Annotated in this window: 24 protein-coding genes; 17 read left to right on the forward strand and 7 right to left on the reverse strand. The window is 74.3% G+C overall.

The window, feature by feature from the left end; translation table 11 throughout:
• Nucleotides 1-14: 14 nt before the first annotated feature.
• From V6U79_RS02645 to V6U79_RS02670, 6 genes are all read right to left on the reverse strand, one after another.
• Nucleotides 15-485 (reverse strand): nitroreductase family deazaflavin-dependent oxidoreductase, encoded by a 471-nt coding sequence (locus tag V6U79_RS02645; protein ID WP_442933293.1) that lies wholly within the window; start codon nt 483-485, stop codon nt 15-17.
• An 85-nt stretch (nt 486-570) separates the two neighbouring features.
• Entirely contained in the window at nt 571-3291 is a 2721-nt protein-coding gene (locus V6U79_RS02650) for an FtsX-like permease family protein (RefSeq protein ID WP_334613331.1), read from the reverse strand.
• Entirely contained in the window at nt 3288-4022 is a 735-nt protein-coding gene (locus V6U79_RS02655) for an ABC transporter ATP-binding protein (RefSeq protein ID WP_334523100.1), read from the reverse strand. The genes V6U79_RS02650 and V6U79_RS02655 overlap by 4 nt, the downstream gene beginning before the upstream one ends.
• A 70-nt stretch (nt 4023-4092) precedes the next feature.
• A complete protein-coding gene (locus tag V6U79_RS02660) occupies nt 4093-4671 on the reverse strand; it encodes a PadR family transcriptional regulator (protein WP_334523103.1) in 579 nt (192 codons plus the stop codon).
• A 58-nt stretch (nt 4672-4729) separates the two neighbouring features.
• Nucleotides 4730-5179 carry a ferritin-like domain-containing protein gene (locus V6U79_RS02665; RefSeq protein WP_334523105.1) on the reverse strand — a complete coding sequence of 150 codons (450 nt, stop codon included), beginning with the start codon at nt 5177-5179 and terminating at the stop codon, nt 4730-4732.
• Complete coding sequence (locus V6U79_RS02670) at nt 5176-5622, reverse strand: hypothetical protein (RefSeq protein WP_334523108.1); 447 nt, start codon at nt 5620-5622, stop codon at nt 5176-5178. Before V6U79_RS02670 ends, V6U79_RS02665 begins: the two co-directional genes overlap by 4 nt.
• Nucleotides 5623-5853: 231 nt before the next feature.
• Here V6U79_RS02670 and rimP point away from each other — a divergent pair, with 231 nt between their 5' ends.
• From rimP to V6U79_RS02725, 11 genes are all read left to right on the forward strand, one after another.
• Nucleotides 5854-6582 (forward strand): ribosome maturation factor RimP, encoded by a 729-nt coding sequence (gene rimP, locus V6U79_RS02675; protein WP_334523110.1) that lies wholly within the window; start codon nt 5854-5856, stop codon nt 6580-6582.
• On the forward strand, nt 6579-7622 hold the full coding sequence (gene nusA / locus V6U79_RS02680; protein WP_334523113.1) for a transcription termination factor NusA: 1044 nt from the start codon (nt 6579-6581) through the stop codon (nt 7620-7622). Before rimP ends, nusA begins: the two co-directional genes overlap by 4 nt.
• A gap of 16 nt (nt 7623-7638) precedes the next feature.
• Nucleotides 7639-7971, forward strand: coding sequence for a YlxR family protein (locus V6U79_RS02685; protein ID WP_334523116.1), 333 nt, complete (start codon nt 7639-7641; stop codon nt 7969-7971).
• Between the two features lie 93 nt (nt 7972-8064).
• Nucleotides 8065-11079: a translation initiation factor IF-2 gene (gene infB / locus V6U79_RS02690; protein ID WP_334523119.1), complete on the forward strand. Its 3015-nt coding sequence runs from the start codon at nt 8065-8067 to the stop codon at nt 11077-11079.
• 89 nt (nt 11080-11168) lie between these two features.
• Nucleotides 11169-11462, forward strand: coding sequence for a DUF503 domain-containing protein (locus V6U79_RS02695; RefSeq protein WP_334523122.1), 294 nt, complete (start codon nt 11169-11171; stop codon nt 11460-11462).
• Nucleotides 11463-11598: 136 nt separating this feature from the next.
• Complete coding sequence (gene rbfA, locus V6U79_RS02700) at nt 11599-12084, forward strand: 30S ribosome-binding factor RbfA (protein ID WP_334523125.1); 486 nt, start codon at nt 11599-11601, stop codon at nt 12082-12084.
• Nucleotides 12085-12113: 29 nt separating this feature from the next.
• The gene (locus tag V6U79_RS02705) at nt 12114-13151 is read left to right on the forward strand and encodes a DHH family phosphoesterase (RefSeq protein ID WP_334613396.1); all 1038 of its coding nucleotides are present in this window, start codon (nt 12114-12116) and stop codon (nt 13149-13151) included.
• 55 nt (nt 13152-13206) lie between these two features.
• Nucleotides 13207-13614, forward strand: coding sequence for a hypothetical protein (locus V6U79_RS02710; protein WP_334523127.1), 408 nt, complete (start codon nt 13207-13209; stop codon nt 13612-13614).
• Complete coding sequence (locus V6U79_RS02715) at nt 13614-13823, forward strand: DUF6186 family protein (protein ID WP_334523254.1); 210 nt, start codon at nt 13614-13616, stop codon at nt 13821-13823. Before V6U79_RS02710 ends, V6U79_RS02715 begins: the two co-directional genes overlap by 1 nt.
• A gap of 374 nt (nt 13824-14197) precedes the next feature.
• Nucleotides 14198-14374, forward strand: coding sequence for a hypothetical protein (locus tag V6U79_RS02720; protein WP_334523129.1), 177 nt, complete (start codon nt 14198-14200; stop codon nt 14372-14374).
• Nucleotides 14375-14855: 481 nt separating this feature from the next.
• On the forward strand, nt 14856-14984 hold the full coding sequence (locus V6U79_RS02725; protein ID WP_334613332.1) for a hypothetical protein: 129 nt from the start codon (nt 14856-14858) through the stop codon (nt 14982-14984).
• A gap of 35 nt (nt 14985-15019) precedes the next feature.
• On the opposite strand, the gene V6U79_RS02730 is transcribed toward V6U79_RS02725, so the two are convergent.
• Nucleotides 15020-15289, reverse strand: a complete 270-nt coding sequence (locus V6U79_RS02730; RefSeq protein ID WP_334523135.1) for an HAD family hydrolase — start codon at nt 15287-15289, stop codon at nt 15020-15022.
• Between the two features lie 66 nt (nt 15290-15355).
• On the opposite strand from V6U79_RS02730, the gene V6U79_RS02735 reads away from it, so the two are divergent.
• The 6 genes from V6U79_RS02735 to V6U79_RS02760 all read left to right on the forward strand — a co-directional run bounded on the left by V6U79_RS02735 (nt 15356) and on the right by V6U79_RS02760 (nt 23383).
• A complete protein-coding gene (locus tag V6U79_RS02735; protein ID WP_334613334.1) occupies nt 15356-16687 on the forward strand; it encodes an MATE family efflux transporter in 1332 nt (443 codons plus the stop codon).
• Between the two features lie 147 nt (nt 16688-16834).
• Nucleotides 16835-17719 (forward strand): tRNA pseudouridine(55) synthase TruB, encoded by an 885-nt coding sequence (gene truB / locus V6U79_RS02740; protein WP_334523141.1) that lies wholly within the window; start codon nt 16835-16837, stop codon nt 17717-17719.
• Nucleotides 17720-17816: 97 nt separating this feature from the next.
• Nucleotides 17817-18746: a bifunctional riboflavin kinase/FAD synthetase gene (locus V6U79_RS02745; RefSeq protein ID WP_334523143.1), complete on the forward strand. Its 930-nt coding sequence runs from the start codon at nt 17817-17819 to the stop codon at nt 18744-18746.
• A 197-nt stretch (nt 18747-18943) separates the two neighbouring features.
• Nucleotides 18944-19213: a 30S ribosomal protein S15 gene (gene rpsO / locus V6U79_RS02750; RefSeq protein WP_067302624.1), complete on the forward strand. Its 270-nt coding sequence runs from the start codon at nt 18944-18946 to the stop codon at nt 19211-19213.
• 220 nt (nt 19214-19433) lie between these two features.
• Nucleotides 19434-21827 carry a polyribonucleotide nucleotidyltransferase gene (locus V6U79_RS02755; protein ID WP_334523152.1) on the forward strand — a complete coding sequence of 798 codons (2394 nt, stop codon included), beginning with the start codon at nt 19434-19436 and terminating at the stop codon, nt 21825-21827.
• Between the two features lie 185 nt (nt 21828-22012).
• Nucleotides 22013-23383 (forward strand): M16 family metallopeptidase, encoded by a 1371-nt coding sequence (locus V6U79_RS02760; RefSeq protein WP_442933292.1) that lies wholly within the window; start codon nt 22013-22015, stop codon nt 23381-23383.
• The last annotated feature ends 59 nt before the right edge of the window (nt 23384-23442 follow it).

The raw sequence follows: 23442 nt of genomic DNA on the forward strand, positions 1-23442 counted from the left end.
GGCGCGGGGCCGGGTCAGGACCGGTCGCCGCCCGTCGGGACCAGGCGGAAGATGCGGATCTCCCGGCCGCCGGCCCGGTCCACGTACGTCCGGTAGGCCGGCCACTCGGTGACCAGCAGCCGCCACAGCCGCTCCCGTTCGGCGCCGGTGGCCACCGCGGCGCGTACCGGGACCCGGCGCCCCTTGACGTCCACCTCGGCCTCCGGATCAGCCAGCAGGTTCAGCGCCCAGCCCGGCTGGTGCCGCTGCCCCCAGTTGGAGCCGATCACCACGTAGCCGTCGCCGTCCCGCACGTAGAGCAGGGGGTTGCTGCGCGGCTTGCCGGAGCGGCGGCCGGTGGTGGTGATCACCAGGGAGGGGACCAGCCCGAAGGCGATCATCCGGCCCCGGGTGAGCCGGCCGACCGCCCGGTCGGCGGGGACGAGTAGGCGCATGGTCGCGCCGAACCAGGCGTGGTGACCGAGCCGGCGAGCGAGGGTTCCCATAGCGGACACGCCGACAGTCTGCCGGCTCGGCGCGTCGGGCGGCACCCCCGAATTTCGCGCCGGGTGCCCGTTCGACGACCCTCAGTCAGTCCAGGCGGCGCTCCACGGCCAGCCGGGACCGGGTGAACAGCGCCGCGCCGAGCATCGCCACCAGCGGCACCAGCACCAGCACGCCGAGGGTCGGCCAGGGCATCACCAGCGGGTACGGGGACTCGACCGGCCAGGAGCGGGCGTACTGCCGGTTGAAGGAGACCAGGATGATCAGCGCGGAGCCGAGGCCGGCCAGGATGCCCAGCACCGAGCCGAGCCCGGCGATCACCCCGGCCTGGCAGAGCGAGAGCGTCCGGCGTACCCGGGGACTGGCACCGACCGCGGCGAGGGTGGACAGGTCCCGGCGGCCCTCCGCGGCGGCGAGCCCGGTGGCCACCCCGGCGGCGCCGACCGTGATGACACCGGAGCCGACGGCGAGCAGGAGCAGCACCGGACGCTGGTCCGACGCGGGCTCCTCCTGCTGCACCTCGGGCACCAGCGGGGCGACCGGGCGCAGCGCGGCGGCCAGCCGGTCCCGCTGGGCGGCGCTCGGCGGGGCGACGGTGTCGACGACGTACCCCGTCGGCTCGGCGGCCAGGTCGAGCTGCCCGGCGGCGGCGGGGGAGAGCACCAGCCGGTCGACCGGCAGCCCGCCGCGCAGCGCGTACCCGGGAATGGTCCGGGTGGCCGTGGCCCGCACCTCCGCGCTGTCCGCGAGCCGGCTGGTCGAGACCGTCACCCGGCCGTCGACCACCAGGCGCGGGTCGGTCACCACCGCGCCGCCGGCGCGCAGCACGGCGGCGGCCGCCGCCACCTCTTGCGGCGGCGCGCCGGTGAGTCCGGGCAGGGCCGACCCGTCGTCGACCACCGCCGGCAGGTGGATCCCGTCGGGCGCGCGGACCGGTGCCCGGCAGCGCGAATCTGCCAGGGCCCGGCGTCGCAGCTCGGGCGAGTTGGACGCCTCCGCGTCGTAGGGGCACGTCCGGTCGGGCGGTACGACCGCGTCGACGACGCAGTAGTCGTCGGGCTGGCGCGGCGCCGCGCAGACCGGTACGTCGAGCCGGGCGACCCCGGCGCCGGCCAACTCGGCCCGGACCACGTCGGCGATCGCGGACGTGGCGGGCAGCGGCTGCGGGTCGGTCGGTCCGGACGGCGTCAGCAGCACATGCCCCGGGGGCATCCCGGGCAGCCAGTCCGCCCGGGCGCGGGCGTCGTCGCTGGCCACGTAGGCGCCGAGGGCCACACTGCCGGCCACCGCGGCCATCACCGCGGAGATGGCCGGTGCGGCGGAGGAGCGGTTGCGGCTGGCGTCGCGCAGCGCGATCCGGGGGCTCAGCGGCAGCATCCGTCCGGCCCGGGCGAACAGCCCGATCAGGGTCGGGATGGTGAAGACCAGTCCCAGCTCGCCGAGGACCAGGCCGGTGAGGATCACCAGTTGCCCGCCGCGCTGTGCCCCGACCGCGGCGGTCGCCGCGCCCAGGCCGGTGAGCGCCACTCCGATGACCAGCCAGCGGCGGCGGTGCGGCGGCACGGTCCGCCGGCCGGCCAGCCCGTCCACCACGTCCTGCCGGGCCGCCGTCCAGGCCGGGGCGAGCGCGGCGAGCAGCCCCGCCAGCACGGCGACCGCCCCGATCGCGACCAGCGCCGCCGGAAAGACCCGGTACCCGCCGGAGCGGGCCTGGATCACGTACTGCTCGACCAGCGGCCGGCCGGCGAACGCGGCGGCGATGCCCAGCAGCAGCCCGAGCGCCGCGCCCGCGCCGCCGAGCACCAACCCGTCGGCGAGCACGATCCGGCGCAGGTGGACGGCGTCACCGCCGGCCACCGCGACCAGGGCGAGATCGCGGCGGCGCCGTCGTACGCCGACCGCGAAGGCGGGCCCGACCAGGAGCACCACCTCCAGCAGGGCGAGCCCGCCGACCAGCGTCGCGTTGCCGGCCGTCTCGGCGTCCGGCAGGGCGAACCGGCCGTCGTCGCCGGGCGCCTCCGTGCCCGGGGCCGGTTCCCGGGAACTGATCGTGACGCCGTGCCGGTTGAGCCGGTCCACCAGTGCCGCGTCCACCGGTCCGGGCAGGTCGACCAGCCAGCTCCCGCCGCTCGCCTCGCTGGGCGCCACCGGCGCGTCCGGATGCAGCACGACCAGCTCCCGCAGGTCGTCCGCGAACTCCACCAGCCCGACCACCCGGTAGGCGCGGCTGCCGTCGGCGGTGCGGACCATGCCGCCGACGCGGACGTCGAGCCGGTCCCGCGCCGGGTCGCTGAGCGCGATCTCGTCGGGCGCGGCCGGCACCCGACCGGCGCGCAGCCGGACCAGCGAGCGGGCGAGCGGGTCGGTCAGGTCCAGTACGCGGGCGGGGAACGTCTCGTTCCGGTCGTCCACCCGGACGTCGAAGGGCACCCACCAGCGCACCTCGGTGGCCCGGCTGCCCGCCGGGAGCAGCGTGGCCACCTCGGCGGCGGCCACCGGGCGGGTGCGGGTCACCGCCTCACCCTGCCGGGCCCAGTAGGTCTCACCCCAGGCCTCCTGGGTCACCGCGTCCTCCGCCACCCAGCGCAGCTCGGCGTCGGCGGTCCCGAGCCGGCGTTCGATCCGCTCGGCGCGGGTCAGCTCCGCCATGTCGGCGCTGACCGCGACGAAGGTCAGGGCGAGCACCGGCAGCGTGATCATCGCGAGCACCAGCGCGGTCCGGCCGCGGGCCCGCAGCGCCTCCCGCCGGGCGATGCGCAGCGCCGCCCGCCAGGAGCCGAGCGCACCGGTGAGCCGGTCGCGGCTCACCGGTCGCTGCCGGAAAGCAGTTGCTCGACGCCGATCAGCGGTGCGGTGGAGTCGACCATGACCCCGTCGCGCAGGAAGACCACCCGGTCCGCCCAGCCGGCGTGCCGGGCCTCGTGGGTGACCAGCACGCCCGCGGCGCCGGCGTCGACCCGGCGGCGCAGCAGGTGCAGCACCGCCTCCCCGGTCTGCGAGTCCAGCGCCCCGGTCGGCTCGTCGGCCAGCACCAGTCGACGCTCCCCGACCAGCGCCCGGGCGATCGCCACCCGCTGCTGCTGGCCGCCGGACATCTGGTCGGGGAAACGCCCGCCCAGCCCGGTCAGGCCCACCTCGTCGAGGGCCGCCAGCGCCGCCCGGCGGGCCGGCCGTACGCCGGCGCCGTCCAGTTCCAGGGGGAGCGCGACGTTCTCCGCCGCGGTGAGGCTGGCCAGCAGGTTGAGGTCCTGGAAGACGTAGCCGATCCGGCGCCGGCGTACCTGGGCCAGCCGGCGGCGGTCGAGCGCCCCGAGATGCTGCCCCTCGACCCGGACCTCGCCGGCGGTGGGGCTGTCGAGCCCGCCGGCGAGGGTGAGCAGGGTCGACTTGCCGGAGCCGGAGGGGCCCATCACGGCGACCAGCTCACCGGCGTGGACGGTGAGGCTGACCCCGCGCAGGGCGTGCACGGCGGCCTCGCCGCTGCCATGGGTGCGGTGGACGTCGCGCAGGTCGAGCACCACGTCTCCCGCCGGGGTCATCGCACGTCCTCCCGCTGGGCGGCGACGGCGGGCCCGGCCGTGCCGCCCGGACCCGGGCGGCGGTTCCGGCTCACCGGTGGACCTGCTCGTCGTCGCGCTGCTCCACCCGGCTCGGGGTGGCCCCGCCCGGGGCCGGCCGGTACCGGACCAGGCTCGTCTCGCAGTGGTCCAGCCAGCGGATCTCCGCCTCGGCCTGGAACACCATCGCGTCCAGCACCAGCCGCCAGGGCAGGTCCTCCGGTCGGTCGCTGGTGTACTTCAGCCGGGTCAGCTCCTGCAACGTCCGCATCGTGGCGCTGCGCTGGGTCTGCACCACCGCCCGCACGTCGACGCCGGGGGTGGTCAGCGCGAGCGCCAGTTTGATGGACAGCTCGTCACGGGGCCGGTCGGCCCGGCTGATCGGGGTGACGAACCACAGCGCCAGGTCCGCCCGCCCGGCGTCGGTGATCTCGTACGGCCGCTGCCCACCCTCGCCCTCCGGCAGCGGACGGACCAGACCGTCGCGTTCCAGCCGGTTGAGGGTGGTGTAGACCTGCCCGATGTTCAGCGGCCAGGTCGAGCCGGTCGACTCCTCGAAGGCGGCCCGTAGCTGGTAGCCGTACATCTGGCCACGCTCGAGCAGAGCGAGCAGGCCGTGGCGGATGGACATGGCAACGGAGTATGCATACCCCGTATGCGGTTCGCAACCGGAGGGCTGCGCACCGCGTTCAGACCGGCCGTCCCGGGAAGGGCACGGTGAGCGGAGTCACGCCGGCGGCCCGCCGCCAGTGGGTGGCCCGCAGCGCGCAGTCGGTGAGCGCGGCCAGGGCCCGGTTGCGGTCGGCGCCGCCGGTCACCGGCAGCGCCGCCCGCCAGAACGCCGCCGTCCGCTCCTCGACCTCGACCGCCAGCCGCAGGGCGCTGGCCCGGTCGGTGACCGGGAAGGGCAGCGCGTACCCGACCCGGTCCGGCGGCACCGGACCGCCGGCGGCGGTGAGCTGCAGCACCAGCGCGTCCCGCCGGGTGCGGTGGGCCGCCTCGGCCGCGCGGGCGTCCCGGCGGGCGGAGTCGGTCAGCCGTACCCCGATCGGGCCGTAGGCGTAAATCGCCGCGTACTCGGCGGTGAGCGCGTCGGCCAGGGCCCGGCCGGGGTCGGTGGGGGCCGTCCGCCGGATCATCGCAGCACCTCCAGGTGGGTGGCCCGGGCCGCGGCGATCGAGCCGAGCAGCGCCGCCCGCTCGCCGGGGGCCTCGGCGCAGGCCTTCGCCGCGCTGTCCCGCCCGCCCCGCTCCGCCTGGCGCAACGCCGCGAGCAGCGCGTTGCGGCCGGCGGGGGCGGTGGGGGCACCCGGGGAGGCCGAGCCGGAGGGCGCGGGCCGTCCGATCACCCGCTGCAACTCGTCGGCGTGCGCGGTGTGCGCCTCGGCGATCGGGGCGAGCCGGTCGGTCAGGCCCGGGTCGGCGGCGATCGCGGCGCGGTACCGCGCGGCCAGGTCGCGGGACTCACGCACGAGGGGCTCCAGCGGGTCGGGCGGCTCGGGCCCGTCCCGGTCGAAAAGATCACAGCCGGTCAGCGGGACAGCGGCACCGCCCACCGCCACGAGCGCCCCCGCCCGCAGCACGTTTCGCCGGGAATGCCCCGATCCACCGCGATGCCCCGTCGTTCTGCCCGTCGCCACCGGACAAGTCAACACCATCCACCCCGGTACGTGGGCGACCGGCGTCGGTGCGCCGCCCGGCCCGCCGCCGGGGCGGCGCGTTACGCTCTGCGCAGCCACCGGCGCGTCCGCCCCGGTGGCGTGCCGGCATGGCGGGCCGATCCGGCCGCCGCCGATCAGGAGAAGGGTGCGCAGATGACGCAGCGTGGTCGTGCCACCAGGCCGACGGGGCCGACGGGGCGATCCCGTCGTACCGACGGTCCGCGGGGCGGGGACCGCGCGGGCGCACCCCGGGGCGGCGGTGACCTCGCGGCCCGGCGGGCCCGGCTGCGCGAGGTGATCGAGCCGGTGGTCGGGCAGGCCGGCTACGACCTCGAGGACCTCTCCGTCTCCCGCGCCGGGCGCCGGCACGTCGTCCGCGTGATCGTGGACGCCGACGGCGGGATCAACCTGGACGCCGTGGCGGAGGTCTCCCGCGCGGTCTCGGCGGCGCTGGACGCCGCCGAGGAGTCCGGCGGCGACCTCGTGGCGGGGGAGTACCAGCTGGAGGTCAGCTCTCCGGGCGTGGACCGCCCGCTGACCCTGCCCCGGCACTGGCGGCGCAACGTCGGCCGGCTGGTCAAGGTGACCGCCCGGGCCGCCGCGGCCCCCGCTGAGCAGCGCGCCGACCAGCCCACCGGGGACCGCCAGGTCACCGGCCGGGTGGTCGAGGCCGACGACGAACGCGTGGTGCTGGAGACCGACTCCGGCCGCGTGGAACACCGCTACGCCGAGCTCGGCCCCGGCCGGGTGCAGGTCGAGTTCACCCGCCTCGACGAGATCGACGAGGCGGACGAGTTCGACAGCACCGACGAGGCCGGCGAGACCGGCGAGGACACCGACGACTTCGACGACGAAGATGATGTGGAGGACGAGGAGAGGTGAACATCGACCTCGCGGCGCTGCGCGCACTCGAGCGCGAGCGGGAGATCCCGTTCGACACGATCCTCGCGGCGATCGAGACCGCGTTGCTGACCGCCTACCGGCACACCGAGGGCGCCGAGTCGCACGCCCGGGTGGAGATCGACCGCAAGTCCGGCGCGGCCCTGGTCTACGCCCAGGAGCTGGATTCCGACGGCACCGTGGTGCGGGAGTGGGACGACACCCCGCACGACTTCGGCCGGATCGCCGCGATGACCGCCAAGCAGGTGATCCTCCAGCGGCTGCGGGAGGCCACCGACGAGGTGCACTTCGGCGAGTACGTGGGCCGCGAGGGCGACCTGGTCACCGGTGTGGTGCAGGCGCACGAGGCGCGGGTCGAGAAGGGCATCGTCAGCGTCGACCTGGGCAAGCTGGAGGGCGTGCTGCCGCAGTCCGAGCAGGTGCCCGGCGAGCGGTACGCGCACGGCGAGCGGATCCGCTGCGTCGTGGTGCACGTGGCCAAGGGGATGCGCGGTCCGCAGATCACCCTGTCCCGTTCCCACCCGGCGCTGGTGAAGAAGCTCTTCGCGCTGGAGGTGCCGGAGATCGCCGACGGCACGGTCGAGATCGGCGCGATCGCCCGCGAGGCGGGCCACCGCACCAAGATCGCCGTCCGCTCCACCACCCAGGGCGTCAACGCCAAGGGCGCCTGCATCGGCCCGATGGGTCAGCGGGTGCGCGCGGTGATGAGCGAGCTGCACGGTGAGAAGATCGACATCATCGACTGGTCGGACGACCCCGCGACCTTCGTCGGGAACGCCCTCTCCCCGGCCAAGGCGCTGCGGGTCGAGGTCGTCGACCTGGCCAACCGCGCGGCCCGGGTGACCGTTCCGGACTTCCAGCTCTCGCTGGCGATCGGGCGCGAGGGGCAGAATGCCCGGCTTGCCGCCCGACTGACCGGTTGGCGGATCGACATCCGGTCGGACGCGGAGCAGAACGGCACGGCTGGCCGGGGCGGAGCTGATCACGTCCCGGAGCCGGGCGGCGCGATCTCGGGCAGCTAGGGGTAGACTTCCTCCAGTGGTACGACGCGTACAGCCGGAGCGCACCTGTGTGGGTTGCCGGCGACGCGCGCCGGCCAGCGAATTACTGCGGATCGTCGCGGTCGGTGACGAGGCTGGCTACAGCCTCCGGCCCGATCCGGCCCGCAGGCTGCCGGGTCGGGGAGCGCACATGCATCCGGATCCGGCCTGCTTCGCGCTGGCGGTACGGCGTCGCGCCTTCGGGCGTGCGCTGCGCACAGCCGGGGTCCCCGACCACGGCGCCGTCGCGGAGTACGTCGATGCGCCAACCACGACGTCCGGTCAACCCGACCGGGCGAAGGTCGCTAGCAAGGTAGGACGACCGACATGAGCACACGATGAAGTCCCTGAAATGACCAGGCTTCAAGTGCACGAGTGAGGTCGCTGCGGGTACTGCCCGCACGACCTCGGAGTGAGGAGTGCAGTGGCAGGTAAGGCCCGCGTACACGAGCTGGCAAAAGAGCTCGGGGTCGAAAGCAAGACCGTTCTCGCCAAGCTGAAGGAAATGGGCGAGTTCGTGAAGTCCGCGTCCAGCACCGTCGAGGCGCCCGTCGCCCGACGGCTGCGTGGCGCATTCGTCGCGTCCGCCGGTGGTTCGTCGGCGCCGTCCGCTCCGGCGGCGGCCGCCCCGACCCCGACCCCGACCGCGACACCGTCCCCGACCCCGACCCCGGGTGCCCCCCGGGTCTCGGCGAAGCCGATGCCGCCCCGGCGGCCGGCCGCGCCGGCGCCCGGACCGAAGCCCAAGGGCCCGGTCCCCGGCCCGCCGCAGCCGGCGACTCCGGTCGCCAAGCCGGCGAGCGCCCACGACATCGAGGTGGCGGCCGCCGAGGCGCGTGCCGCCGCGCTGAAGGCTGAGCAGGAGGCCGCGGTCAAGGCCGCGCAGGCCGCCCGTCAGCAGCAGCGTGACAACGTCCGCCGGGAGCCCCCGGCCGAGGGTGGGGCCCGTCCGGGTCCGCGTCCCGGCCCGGGTGCCGTGCCGCCGCGTCCGGGTTCCCCGGCCGCCGGCCGTCCCGGCGCGCCCGCCCCGGGCCCCGGTGCCCGTCCGGGCGGTCGTCCGCCGGCGCGCGGCGCCGGTAACAACCCGTTCGGCATCCAGGGCGGACAGCAGCAGCGGCCCCCGGCCGCCGGTGCCGGTGGCCCCCGGCCCAGCCCGGCGGGCATGCCGCCGCGGCCGAGCCCGGCCTCCATGCCGCCCCGGCCCAGCCCGGCGTCCATGCCGAGCCAGCGTCCGGCCACCGGTCGCCCCGGCCCCGGTGGGGCCGGTCGCGGTCCCGGCGGCGGCGCGGGTCGTCCGGCCGGCGGTGGCGGTGGCTTCCGCGGCGGTCCCGGTGGCGGCGGCGGTGGCGGTGGCTTCCGCGGCGGTCCCGGTGGCGGCGGCGGTGGCGGTGGCTACCGTGGCGGTCCCGGTGGCGGCGGCGGTGGCGGTGCTCCGGGTGGCGGTTTCCGTCCGGGTGCTCCGGCCGGTGGCGGCGGTCGCCCCGGTGGCGGCGGTCGTGGCCGTGGCGGCGGCGCCGCGGGTGCCTTCGGGCGTCCGGGTGGCCGGCCGACCCGTGGTCGCAAGTCCAAGAAGCAGCGCAGACAGGAGTTCGACAACCTGTCGGCTCCGACCATGAGCTCGGGTGCTCCCCGGGGTCAGGGTCAGGTCGTCCGGCTCTCCCGTGGCGCCTCGCTGTCGGACTTCGCCGACAGGATCAACGCCAACCCGGGTTCGCTGGTCCAGGAGATGTTCAACCTGGGCGAGATGGTCACCGCGACCCAGTCCTGCTCGGACGAGACCCTGCAGCTGCTGGGTGAGCACCTCGGGTTCGACGTGCAGATCGTCAGCCCGGAGGACGAGGACCGCGAGCTGCTCGCGCAGTTCAACATCGACCTCGACGCCGAGGTCGCGGAGGAGCGGCTGGTCAGCCGTGCGCCGGTGGTGACCGTCATGGGTCACGTCGACCACGGTAAGACCAAGCTGCTCGACGCGATCCGTAAGGCGAACGTGGTGGCCGGCGAGGCCGGTGGCATCACCCAGCACATCGGTGCCTACCAGGTCCACGTGCCGCACGAGGGCGAGGACCGTGCGGTGACCTTCATCGACACCCCGGGTCACGAGGCGTTCACCGCCATGCGTGCCCGTGGTGCCCAGGTCACCGACATCGTGGTGCTGGTGGTCGCGGCCGACGACGGCGTGATGCCGCAGACGATCGAGGCGTTGAACCACGCCAAGGCGGCCGACGTGCCGATCGTGGTGGCGGTCAACAAGGTCGACAAGCCGGAGGCCAACCCGGACAAGGTCCGCCAGCAGCTGACCGAGTACGGGCTGGTAGCCGAGGAGTACGGCGGCGACACCATGTTCGTCAACGTGGCGGCGAAGCCGGGCATCGGCATCGACGAGCTGCTCGAGGCGGTCCTGCTGACCGCCGACGCGTCGCTGGAGCTGACCGCTCCGATCGACGGGCCGGCGCAGGGTGTGGCCATCGAGGCGCACCTGGACAAGGGTCGCGGTGCGGTGGCGACGGTGCTGGTGCAGAAGGGCACCCTGCGGGCGGGCGACTCGATCGTCGCCGGTGGGGCGCACGGCCGGGTCCGGGCGATGCTCGACGAGAACGGCAACCAGGTCGTCGAGGCGGGCCCTGCCCGTCCGGTCATGGTGCTCGGTCTCACCGCGCCGCCCGGCGCGGGCGACACCTTCCTCGCCGCGGCGGACGACCGTACGGTGCGGCAGATCGCCGAGCAGCGGCAGGCACGGCGGCGGGCGGCGTCCTTCGCCAACTCGCGCGGCCGGGCCACCCTCGAGACGCTCATGGAGCAGCTCAAGGAGGGCGAGAAGACCTCGCTCAACCTGGTGCTCAAGGGCGATGTCTCCGGTTCCGTGGAGGCCCTCGAGGACGCGCTGTTCAACCTCGACATCCCGGAGGAGGTCCAGCTTCGGATCATCCACCGGGGCGTGGGTGCGATCACCGAGAGCGACGTCATGCTCGCGAGCGCCTCGTCCGAGGCGGTCACGATCATCGGCTTCAACGTGCGGGCCGCCAACAAGGTCCGCGAGATCGCCGACCGCGAGGGCGTGGAGATCCGGTACTACACGGTCATCTACCAGGCCATCGAGGAGATCGACGCCGCGCTCAAGGGTCTGCTCAAGCCGGAGTACGAGGAGGTCGAGCTGGGCAGCGCGGAGATCCGCGACGTCTTCCGCTCGTCCAAGGTCGGCAACATCTCCGGCTGCATCGTCCGGTCGGGTGTCATCCGCCGCAACGCCAAGGCGCGGCTGCTGCGGGACGGGTCGGTCGTGGCGGACAACCTCACGATCAGCTCGCTCAAGCGGTTCAAGGATGACGCGACGGAGGTCCGCGAGGGCTTCGAGTGTGGTCTGACCCTGGGTGGTTACAACAACGTCCAGGTCGGCGACATCATCGAGACCTTCGAGATGCGGGAGAAGCCGCGCGCCTGATCCGGTGCTGACACAGTGATCAAGGGGTTTACGCCGATCCGGCGTAAACCCCTTGATCATGTCGGTGGGTGGTCGTAACGTCCGGGGTGATGTTCACCGGAACCGCGCTCTTCGACCTGCTGCTGCCGGGCGACTCCCGGTCGCTCAAGGCCAAAAGATCATATGTACGGCCGATCGTGGCGGCGCTGCGCCGCTTCGAGGTGGCGGCCGCCGAGGTGGGTGCGCTCGACCTGCACGGTCGGGCCGAGATCGGGGTGGCCGTGGTGGCCGCCGAGGCGGCGCACGTCCACGAGGTGCTCGACGCGTGCGAGCGCCTGGTCGCCGCTCGCCCCGAGACCGAGCTGCTCTCGGTCCGCCGCCGGCTGCACGGCGAGGACGACTGAGGGGTGTCCGTCGCCACCGGCGGCGCGCGACGGCCGGGGCCGCGCGGGTAGTGTTCGAGATGTTGAGCGGTCGGTCCCGACGGCGTTGCCTGCCGTCGTGTCCGGTCGGGAGCAGGATGCCCTGGAGGTGGGGGAGATGACGGATCCGGCCAAGGTACGCCGGCACGCGGAGCGCATCCGCGAACTGGTCGCGTCGGTGGTGCGGAGCCAGATCAAGGACCCCCGGCTCGGCATGATCACGATCACCGACGCCCGGATCACCGCGGATCTGCGTGACGCCACGGTCTTCTACACCGTGCTCGGCGACGCGGCCGCCCAGGCCAGCACCGCCGCCGCGCTGGAGAGCGCCAAGGGGATGCTGCGCAGCACCGTCGGCAAGGCCCTCGGGCTGCGCCACTCGCCGTCGCTGACCTTCGTCCTGGACGACGTGCAGGACCAGGTCAAGCAGATCGACGACCTGCTCGCCCAGGCCCGCCACGCCGACGCCGAGGTGCAGCGGCTGGCCGCCCGGGCGCAGTACGCGGGTGAGCCCCAGCCGTACCGGGTCGAGTCCGACGAGGACGTCTCGGACGACGCCGACGACGTCGACGACGAGACCCCGCCCGCAGCGGACCGGCGGTGACCGACGCCCCGGGCGGATCGGCCGGAGGACTGCTCACCGGGCCCGCGTCCGGTGACGGGGGCCCGACCGAGGCCGACTGGGCCGCCGCGGTGGCGGCGGTCCGTGGGCTGTCGGCCGAGGCCCGGGTGCTGCTGATCTGCCATGTCAACCCCGACGGGGACGCGCTCGGCAGCATGCTCGGCTTCGGGCTGGGCCTGCGCCGGCTGGGCGTACGACGGCTCCAGGCGACCTTCCCGGGGCCGCCGGAGCTGCCCGAGTCGCTCCGCTGGCTGCCGGGGGCCGACCTGCTGGTGCCGGCCGTCGAGGCGTACCCCGATCCGGACCTGGTGATCTGCTTCGACGCGGCGAGCGAGTCCCGCCTCGGCGAGCTGGTGGACCGGCTGGACACCGCCGGCGCCGCCCTGGTCCTCGACCACCACGCCTCGAACACCCGCTTCGGTGGCATCCACCTCGTGGACCCCCGGGCCGCGGCGACCTCCGTCGTGGCCGGGGAGCTGCTCGCCCGGTTGGACGTGCCGCTGGACGCCGAGATCGCCGTGGGGCTCTACGTCGCGCTGACCACGGACACCGGCTCGTTCCGGTTCGAGGCCACCACCCCGGCGGTGCACCGGTTGGCCGCGCGGCTGCTCGCCACCGGGATCAACCCGGGCGACATCTCGCGTCGGGTCTTCGACACCCGGCCGTTCGGAGCGGTCCAGCTCTTCGGCGAGGTGCTGCTCCGGGCCCGCCTGGAGCCGGCGGCCGCGGCGGGCCACGGCCTGGTCTGGACGTACGCGACCCTGGACGACCTGGCCCGGCACGACCAGCGACCGTACGTGCTGGAGGCGTTGATCGACTCGGTCCGGTGCACCGCGGAGGCCGACGTGGCGTGCGTGCTGAAGCAGGTGGCGGCCGACGAGTGGGCGGTGTCCATGCGGAGCAAGGGCGCGGTCGACGTGAGCCGGGTGGCGGTGGCGCTCGACGGTGGCGGCCACCGGTTCGCGGCCGGGTTCACCGGCCGGGGCGGCGCCGAGGAGGTCGTGGGGCGGATCCGCGCCCGGCTCGACGAGGCCCTGACCGCCCACTGAGACGTCGAGGAGTGTCGGTCTTCCCACGCCGCGTGACCGCGGGCAGAATCGGAGGATGGATCACCCCCACGAGTTGGCCGTAGAGGCGCCCCGCGCCTGGGATCGTCCGGTGGTCACGCTGCCGGTGCTCGCCTGCGTCTCGCTGGTGGGTGGCCAACTGCCCTCCTTCTCGACGCAGGCCAGTGTCTGGACGCTGGTCGCCGGCGGGGTGCTGATCTGGCTGGGCTTCGGCAACCGGGTGCCCCGGCGACCGGCGCCTCGCCGGTTGGGGCGGGGTGCGCTCTGGTGGGTGCTGCCCGCCGCGATCTTCAGTGTCTTCGAGGCCGCCACGTTCACGCTCGCCGCGCGGGACGCGTTTCCCACCTTCTCCCGGTTGACCGATCCGTTGCTCAAGGACGAGCTGGTCCGCTCCGGGGCCTGGTTCGCCTGGCTGGCGGCCTTCTGGGGGCTGGTCCGGCGATGATGCGGGTCCTCGCCATCACGGGCTTCTCGGTCGCCCTGCTGCTCTTCGCCGCGGTCGAGTGGGCCTCCCGCCGGGAGGGCTCCCGGGTGCCGTCGCTGGGCGACGTCTGCGGGTACCTGATGCGGTACGAGATCGGCCCGGTGCCCATCGGGCGGATCGGGTTGTTCAGCTTCTGGTGGTGGGTGGGCTGGCACTTCCTGGCCCGGTGAGCTGGGCGGACGCCGGTGTCCAGATTTCGGGAACAGCGGGCAACATATGGAACTGAACGTTAACTTGGGTTAACGGCCGCGCCGCCCCGCGACGCAGGTCGTGGGCGGTGGCGCCACACCCGGTGCCGCCTCCCTCCAGGGTCAGACCGACCCGGGCTCACGCTGCCAGGCGACCGCTCCGGAGATCCCGGACCGCCGCCCGGTGCCCAGCAGGACCGCCCGTAGGGCCACCGTGTCTCGGTGGTCCGCACCCTGGAAGGGACTTCCGATGGCGACCAAGCCCAAGCCCGAGACCACCGACGAGGCGCGCGAGCAGATGCGCCGCGCGCTGCAGACCTCGATGGACACCCGCCAGTGACGCTGGCCGACCGGCGGTGACGCCGCCGACGTCCCACGTCGACGACGTCACCGCCCACCGGGAGGCTCGCCCGCCGGCTCGCCTTCCGCTGATCCACCTCGACCGGCACTACTGGCGACCCGGCTGGGTCGCCCCCGACGGCGCGGAATTCCGCGCCGAGGTGTCCGCGCTGGCCGCCCGCCCAGCTGGGTGATGGACGGCAACTACGGCGGCACCCTGGACCTCCGGCTGCCCCGAGCCGACCTGCTCGTCCTGGTCGACCTGCCGGGGCCGCTCTGCCCTCGCCCGTGTGGTCCGTCACCGCTGGGACCGCCGCGCCGCCGGCCGCCCGAACCTGCCGCACGGCTGCCCTGAGCGGCTGGACCGCGAGTTCCTGGGCTACGTGCGCCTCTACCCGCTCCTGACTTTTGTCGCTGCGTCCGTTTGGGCGCTGCGTCCCGTCTGGCGCCGCGTACGGGTGAGGCGCTGCGGCTGCCTCTGCGCAGCGCGAGACTCGACTCGCTCCTTCAGAGCTGATGACGTAGACGACTCACGGTCCGGTCCGGTCCGGTCCGGTCCGGTCCGGTCCGGGGCGAGTCTTTTACGTCATCAGCTCTAAAGGACGCCAGACAACCGGCACCGCCGCCGCTGGGACGCCTCTTGGCAGCCATCAGCGTCGCCGGCCCGTCGAGACCTTGTCGGTCCGCGGGGTGTTCGCCGCCGCCGCTGCCGCCGTCGTCGCCTACGCGCCGTGGTTGCCGGTGGTCCGGCTGCTCGGCCGCCGCCAGGTCCGCCCCTGGCGGGACTCACTGCCGCCGGGTTGAGCCCGCCGGTGGACGACGATGCGCTCCGGCTACCGCTACCGGTGGTCGGCCGGCCGTCGCTGCCAGGGCGCCGGCATCCGGACCGAGGCCATGCAGCCGCCGTGGCCGTCCTCGATGTGCGCCAGTACCTCGGGCGCGGTCGCCACCGGCATGATCAGGCCGTGCCGCTCGTTGAGGGTGGCGGTGATGTCCGCAGCGGGCCGGCCGCCCCAGGCGTAGAAGAGCTCCTCGGGCAGGTCGCGGCCCCATTCGCCGAGGGCCTGCTGCCAGGCGACGTGGTGCAGGGGGCCCGCGGCCCCGGTCACGCGGTCCCGGCGTAAGTGGTCGGCGCTATTGCGATCCTTACGTTGGTCGTGCCAGGATCGGCGACGATGAGCCAGACCAGCGTCACCGACGCCGCCACCGCGCGCCGGATCGCCGCCCTCGCCCTGCCCGCCCTGGTGGTGCTCGCCGCCGAGCCGCTCTACGTGCTGGTCGACACCGCGGTGGTCGGGCACCTCGGCCGGGTGCCGCTGGCCGCGCTGGCCGTCGGCGGCACCGTGATGACCCTCACCGCCTGGCTCGGCACCGTGCTGGCCTACGGGATCACCGGGCGGGCCGCCCGCCGGTACGGCTCCGGCGACCGGGCCGCCGCAGTGGCCGAGGGCGTTCAGGCGTCCTGGCTCGCCCTCGCCGTCGGGCTGCTCGTCGCGGTCGGCATGCAGCTCGGCGGCGGCGCGCTGGCGCGTACCCTCGCCGGTGGTGGGGGCGACGTGGCCGACGTGGCCGGCGCGGCCGCGCAGTGGCTGCGGATCGCGGCGCTCGGCGCCCCCGGGCTGCTGGTCGCCGCCGCCGGCAACGGCTGGCTGCGCGGCATCCAGGACACTCGCCGGCCGCTGCTCTTCGTGCTCGCCCCCAACCTGCTCTCCGCGCTGCTCTGCCCGCTGCTGGTCTACCCGGCCGGGCTGGGCCTGGCCGGTTCGGCGGTGGCCAACGCGGCCGCCCAGACCCTCTCCGGCGGGCTCTTCGCCGCCGCCCTGGTCCGCGAGCGGGTCTCCCTGCGACCCCGGCCGGAGCTGATCCGGCAGCAGCTGGTGCTCAGCCGTGACCTGCTGGTCCGGGGGCTGGCCTTCCAGGCCAGCTTTCTCTCCGCCACGGCGGTGGCCGCCCGGTTCGGCGCCGCCGCGGTGGGCGCCCACCAGATCGCCCTGCAACTGTGGTTCTTCACCGCGCTGCTGCTCGACGCCCTGGCGATCGCCGCCCAGTCGCTGATCGGCGCCGCGCTCGGCGCCGGCGACGCCGCCGGGGCGCGGGCGCTGGCCCGGCGGTTCGCCCTGCTCGGGGCGGTCTGCGGCGTCGCGTTCGCGGTCCTCATCGCCGCCGGCGCCGGCGTGGTGCCCGGCTGGTTCAGCTCCGATCCCCAGGTACGCGACCAGGCGATGGTCGCCTGGCCGTGGTTCGTGGCGATGCAGCCCCTGGCCGGCGTGGTGTTCGCCCTGGACGGGGTGCTGATCGGTGCTGGCGATACCCGCTACCTGCGCAACCTCACCATCGTCGCCGCGCTCGGCGGGTTCCTGCCGGCGATCTGGCTCGCCTACGGCCTCGACCTGGGCCTGGGCGGGATCTGGGCCGGGCTCACCCTGTTCGTGGTGATCCGGCTGGCCGCCCTGCTGCTGCGGCTGCGTTCCGGTGGCTGGGCGGTGGTCGGCGCCGTCCGGAGCTAGGGGAGGCTTCTTCCAGCGCCAGGGCCAGCTGGGCGCTGCCCCGCGTGGCCCCGTGGTCGTCGCGGCGTCCGATCCGGGCCGGGGTGATCCCGCGGCCGCACCCGGTGGGCGCAGCCGTCGACGGGGCGTCTGGCAGGCTTGGGTGTCGTGAGCACTGACGGTCTGATCGTGGTGGACAAGCCCGGCGGCATGACGTCGCACGACGTGGTGGCGCGGATCCGCCGGCTGGCCCGGACCCGCCGGGTCGGGCACGGCGGCACCCTCGACCCGATGGCCACCGGCGTGCTGGTGATCGGGGTGGGCCGGGCGACCCGGCTGCTGACGTACGTGATCGGCGCGGGCAAGAGCTACACCGGCACCGTCCGGCTCGGGCAGGCCACCGTCACCGACGACGCCGAGGGCGACGTGATCGCCACCACCCCGGCCGGTCTGCTCGCCGACGACGCGATCCGGGCGGCCTTCGCCGCGCTCGCCGGCGAGGTCGACCAGGTACCGAGCGCGGTCAGCGCCATCAAGATCGACGGGCAGCGGGCGTACAAGCGGGTGCGCGAGGGTGAGAGCGTGGAGCTGCCCGCCCGCCGGGTCACCATCTCCCGCCTGGAGGTGCTGGCGATCCGCCGGGACACCCCCGACGTGGTGGACGTCGACATCGACGTGACCTGCTCCTCCGGCACGTACATCCGGGCCATCGCCCGGGACGCCGGCCTGGCGCTCGGGGTGGGCGGGCACCTCACCGCGCTGCGGCGTAACGCGGTCGGCGGGTTCACCCTCGCCGAGGCGGCCACCCTCGACCAGCTGGAGCAGCGCGCCCCCGAGGTGGTCAACCTGCCGCTCGACGCGGCCGCCGACCGGTTCTTCCCGCGTCGGGAGGCCAACGCGGACGAGGCGAAGGTGCTCTCCCACGGCGGCCCGCTGGACCCGGCCGGCATCGCCGGGCCGTACGCCGTCTTCGGTCCCGACGGTGGCCTGATCGCTATCGTCAGCGAGCGGGACGGCCGGGCCCGCGCGGAGATCGTGCTCGCCCCGGCCTGACGGCCGGGCGGGGGTTCGCCGGGCCTGACCGGCGCAGATCGGCCCGGCATCCGGGCGCAGCAGCCCGCGCGCGGCGCGGGGAGCAGGGAGGAGCGGCATGCAGCGGTGGCGGGGGTACGAGGCGGCGCCCGGTGGCTGGGGGCGGTCGGTCGTCACCATCGGCGTCTTCGACGGGGTGCACAAGGGACACCAGGCGACCATCGGACACGCCGTGGCCCGGGCCCGGGAGCTGGGCGTGAAGTCGGTCGTGGTCACCTTCGACCCGCACCCCGCCGAGGTGGTGCGGCCCGGCTCGCACCCCGCCGTGCTCACCGAGCCGGCCCGCAAGGCGGAGCTGATCGAGGCGCTCGGCGTGGACGTGCTCTGCGTGGTGCCGTTCACCCAGGAATTCTCCCGGCTGACCGCCGAGGCGTTCGTGCACGACATCCTGGTCGAGCACCTGCACGCCGCGCTGGTCGTGGTGGGAGGAAACTTCCGCTTCGGACACCGGGCCGCCGGGGACGTCGGCCTGCTGGAGCGGCTCGGCCGGACCTTCGGCTTCGGGGTGGAGGGCGCGCCGCTGGTCGCCGACGGGAGCACCGTCTTCTCCTCCACGTACATCCGGGCCTGTGTCGACGCGGGCGACGTGGCCGCGGCGGCCGCCGCGCTGGGCCGGCCGCACCGGTTGGAGGGGGTGGTGGTCCGCGGCGACCAGCGCGGACGTGAGCTGGGTTACCCCACCGCCAACCTGCTCTGCCACCGGTACGCGGCGGTGCCCGCCGACGGGGTGTACGCCGCCCGGCTGCTGCGCCGGGGGCACGGGGAGTCGCTGGTGGCCGCGGTGTCGGTCGGCACGAACCCGACCTTCTCCGGCCGGGAGCGCCGGGTGGAGGCGTACGCGCTGGACTTCTCCGGCGACCTGTACGGCGAGCGGCTCGCCCTGGACTTCGTCGCCCACCTGCGCGAACAGCGCCGTTACGAGACGATCGAGCCGCTCGTCGCGCAGATGGCCGAGGACGTCGAGCGGACCCGGCGCGCGGTCGGCTGAGCGCTCCCGCCCGGCCGCCCCGTCGCCCTTGACCGGGCGGTCCCGGCGCGGGCTGGTAGGCTGACTGGGACGTCGGCTGACCGACGTGGGGCCTCGCGTGCCTGCACGACGCCGCGGGTGCGAGGTACCGGTCCGTTTCCGGTCCACTGACCGAGTCGACGGACACCCACTGATCAACCCATCGAAACAGGGAGAACATGGCGCTCGACCAGGAAGCCAAGGCCAAGATCCGTTCGGAGTACGCGACCGCCGAGGGCGACACCGGTTCGCCGGAGGTGCAGGTCGCGGTCCTGACCAAGCGGATCGCGGAGCTCACCGAGCACCTGAAGGTGCACAAGCACGACCACCACAGCCGCCGTGGGCTGCTGCTGCTGGTCGGCCGTCGCCGCCGGCTGCTCAACTACGTCCAGAAGAAGGACATCAACCGCTACCGGTCGCTCATCGAGCGGCTCGGCCTGCGGAGGTGACGCGACGGGGGAGTGGCCTGCGGCCGCTCCCCCGTTCCGGTACCAATGAAGGAACTGGGCCGCGCGACCACCCGTAAGGGAGCCGGTCAGCGTACCGGTCTCCGGTAGTGGCCCCCGGGCAACCCGGCATCACGCCGGCACCCGGGCGCTTCGATCGAAGACCGGCCGTCTGAGCAGCTCCCGAGTCGTGGGCCCCCGACGCGAAGGAGCACGACAGCACATGACCGAGACCAACCTCGGCACCGAATCCCGCACCGCCGTGATCGACAACGGGTCCTTCGGCACCCGTGAGATCACCTTCTCCACCGGCCGGCTGGCCCGGCAGGCCGCCGGCTCCGTCGTCGCCCAGCTCGGCGAGACGGTCGTCCTCTCCGCCACCACCGCCGGCAAGCAGCCGAAGGAGCAGTTCGACTTCTTCCCGCTGACCGTCGACGTCGAGGAGCGGATGTACGCCGCGGGCCGGATCCCCGGCTCGTTCTTCCGCCGCGAGGGCCGCCCCAGCGAGGACGCGATCCTCACCTGCCGGCTGATCGACCGGCCGCTGCGCCCGTCGTTCGTCAAGGGCCTGCGCAACGAGGTCCAGGTCGTCGAGACCATCCTCGCGCTCGACCCGCAGCACCCGTACGACGTCGTGGCGATCAACGCCGCCTCGATGTCGACCAAGCTCTCCGGCCTGCCGTTCTCCGGCCCGATCGGGGCGACCCGGGTCGCGCACGTCGAGGGCCAGTGGGTCGCCTTCCCGACCCTGGAGGAGCTGGCCCGGGCCACCTTCGACATGGTCGTGGCCGGCCGCGCGCTGCCCGACGGCGACGTGGCGATCATGATGGTCGAGGCCGAGGCGACGCCGCACGCCGTCACCCTGATCGCCGGCGGCGCCGCCGCCCCGACCGAGGAGATCGTCGCCAGCGGCCTGGAGGCCGCCAAGCCGGCGATCCGCGAGCTGTGCCGCGCGCAGAGCGAGCTGGCCGAGGTGGCCGCCAAGCCGGTCGCCGAGTTCCCGGTCTTCCTCGACTACCAGGACGACGTCTACCAGGCGGTCGCCGACCTGACCCGCGCCGAGGTCGCCGAGGCCCTCCAGATCGCCGGCAAGGCCGACCGCGAGGAGGCCCTGGACCGGATCAAGGCCAAGGTCGCCGAGGAGCTCGGCCCGCGCTTCGAGGGCCGGGAGAAGGAGCTCAGCGCCGCCTTCCGGTCGCTGACCAAGTCCGAGGTCCGCAACCGGGTGCTGCGCGAGCAGATCCGCATCGACGGCCGCGGCCCGCGCGACATCCGTCCGCTGACCGCCGAGGTCGGCGTGCTGCCGCGGGTGCACGGCTCGGCGCTGTTCGAGCGGGGCGAGACCCAGATCCTGGGCGTCACCACGCTGAACATGCTGCGCATGGAGCAGATGGTGGACACCCTCTCTCCGGAGAACCGCAAGCGCTACATGCACAACTACAACTTCCCGCCCTACTCGACCGGTGAGACCGGCCGGGTCGGCTCGCCGAAGCGGCGGGAGATCGGCCACGGCGCGCTGGCCGAGCGGGCGCTGATCCCGGTGCTGCCCTCGCGTGAGGAGTTCCCCTACGCCATCCGGCAGGTCTCCGAGGCGCTCGGCTCCAACGGCTCCACCTCGATGGGTTCGGTCTGCGCCTCGACGCTGGGCCTGCTCAGCGCCGGTGTGCCGCTGAAGGCGCCGGTCGCCGGCATCGCCATGGGCCTCATCTCCGACGAGGTCGACGGCAAGACCCGGTACGTGACGCTGACCGACATCCTCGGCGCCGAGGACGCGTTCGGCGACATGGACTTCAAGGTCGCCGGTACGCCGGAGTTCGTCACCGCGCTGCAGCTCGACACCAAGCTCAACGGCATCCCGTCGGACGTGCTGGCGGCGGCGTTGCAGCAGGCGTACGAGGCCCGGCAGACCATCCTCGAGGTGATGCGGGCGGCGATCGAGGGCCCGGCCGAGATGTCGGAGTACGCGCCGCGGGTCACCACCGTCAAGATCCCGGTCGACAAGATCGGCATGGTGATCGGCCCGAAGGGCCAGACCATCAACGCCATCCAGGACGAGACCGGCGCCGAGATCTCCATCGAGGACGACGGCACGATCTACGTCGGCGCCACCAACGGCCCGTCGGCCCAGGCGGCCGTGGACCGGATCAACGGGATCGCCAACCCCACCCTGCCCAAGCAGGGCGAGCGGTTCCTCGGCACGGTGGTCAAGACCGCCGCGTTCGGCGCGTTCATCTCGCTGCTGCCGGGCCGGGACGGCCTGCTGCACATCTCCAAGGTGGGCGACGGCAAGCGGGTCGAGCGGGTCGAGGACTTCCTCAACGTCGGCGACCGGGTCGAGGTGGAGATCGCGGACATCGACGCCCGCGGCAAGATCTACCTGGACAAGGTCCGCCCGGAGGGCGCCGAGGCGCCGGCGGCGCCGGCCGCCGGTGAGGCTGCCGGCGAGGCCCCCGCCGAGGGTGACCGTCCGGCCGGCCGCGACCGTGGCGGCGACCGGGGTCCGCGTGACCGCGGTGACCGCGAGCGGGGCGGCGACCGGGGCGGTCGTGGCCCGGAGCGCGGCGGCGAGGGTGGCGAGGGCGGCGAGCGTCCGCGCCGTCGTACCCGGCACAGCTGAGTAGTACCCGGTCGGGTGGCGACGTCGTTCGCCACCCGGCCGGTCGACGGCTCCAGGTCGCGGCGCAGGACGCGCCCCGCTGGAGCCGTCGCTCGTGACACCGCACCACCCACCCCTCGTCGAAGTGAGAGCAGGTTTTCGTGAGTCGGGCCCAGCGTTCGCCTTTCCCTGCGCGTCGACGGGGGGTGGTGCCGTCCGGCGCCGTCCGGCACGCCGCCGGGGCGACACCCGGCCGGGCCGGCGGGACGACCCGGGCGGTCACCCGCACGCTGAGCGACGACCCGCTGGGCGGCACGGTACGTCGTACCGTGCTCCCCAGCGGGCTGCGCGTGCTCACCGAGGCGATCCCGGCAATGCGCAGCGTCTCGTTCGGCATCTGGGTGGCCGTTGGCTCCCGTGACGAGACCGGGCCGGAGGCCGGCGCCGCGCACTTCCTGGAGCACCTGCTCTTCAAGGGCACCCAGAAGCGCAGCGCGCTGGAGATCTCCTCCGAGATCGAGGCGGTGGGCGGCGAGACCAACGCCTTCACCACGAAGGAATACACCTGCTACTACGCCCGGGTGCTCGACGAGGACCTGCCGCTGGCCATCGACGTCATGTGCGACGCGGTCGCGAACTCGGTGCTGGAGCCGGCGGACGTGGAGACCGAGCGGGGCGTCATCCTCGAAGAGATCGCCATGCACGACGACGAGCCCGGCGACGAGGTGCACGACCTGTTCGCCCGGGCCGTCTACGGTGACCACCCGCTCGGCCGGCTGATCTCCGGCACCGAGGAGACGGTCACCCCGATGACCCGGCGACAGATCCAGACCTTCTACCGGGGTCGCTACACCGCGCCGCAGATCGTCATCGCCGCCGCCGGCAACCTCGACCACGCCGCCGTGGTCAAGCTGGTCCGGCAGGCGCTGCGCGGCACCCCGCTGGACACCGACCCGGCCGCGCCGGCCGCGCACCGGCCGGCCACTCCGCCGGTACGCACCCGGCCGGCCGGCACCCTGGTCGAGCCGAAGGAGACCGAGCAGGCGCACGTCATCCTCGGCTGCCCCGGCATCGACCGCACCGACGAGCGGCGCTTCGCCCTCGGCGTACTCAACAACGTCCTCGGCGGCGGCATGTCCAGCCGACTGTTCCAGGAGATCCGCGAGCAGCGCGGCCTGGCCTACTCGGTCTACTCCTACGCCAGCCAGTACGCCGACAGCGGCCTCTTCGCCGTCTACGCCGGCTGCGCGCCCGGCAAGGTCGACGAGGTGCTGCAACTGACCCGCGCCGAGCTGGCCCGGGTGGCCGCCGACGGCCTGACCGAGGCCGAGGTGGCCCGGGGCAAGGGCATGAGCAAGGGCTCGTTCGTGCTCGGCTTGGAGGACACCGGCTCCCGGATGAGCCGGCTGGCCAAGGGTGAGCTGCTCTACGGTGACCTGATGCCGGTCGACGAGCTGCTGGCCCGGGTCGACGCGGTCACCGTGGCGGACGTCAACACCCTCGCCGCCGACCTGCTCAGCCGCCCGATGTCCCTGGCCGTGGTCGGCCCCTTCGGCGAGACCGACTTCACCGCCTGACCGCCTGACCGCCTGATTCGACCGCCGGCCGCGCCGTGGCCGGCGGCGCTTTGCGGCGT

This window comes from Micromonospora psammae, from assembly GCF_036902725.1.
In the GTDB taxonomy this organism is placed as follows: Bacteria; Actinomycetota; Actinomycetes; order Mycobacteriales; family Micromonosporaceae; genus Micromonospora.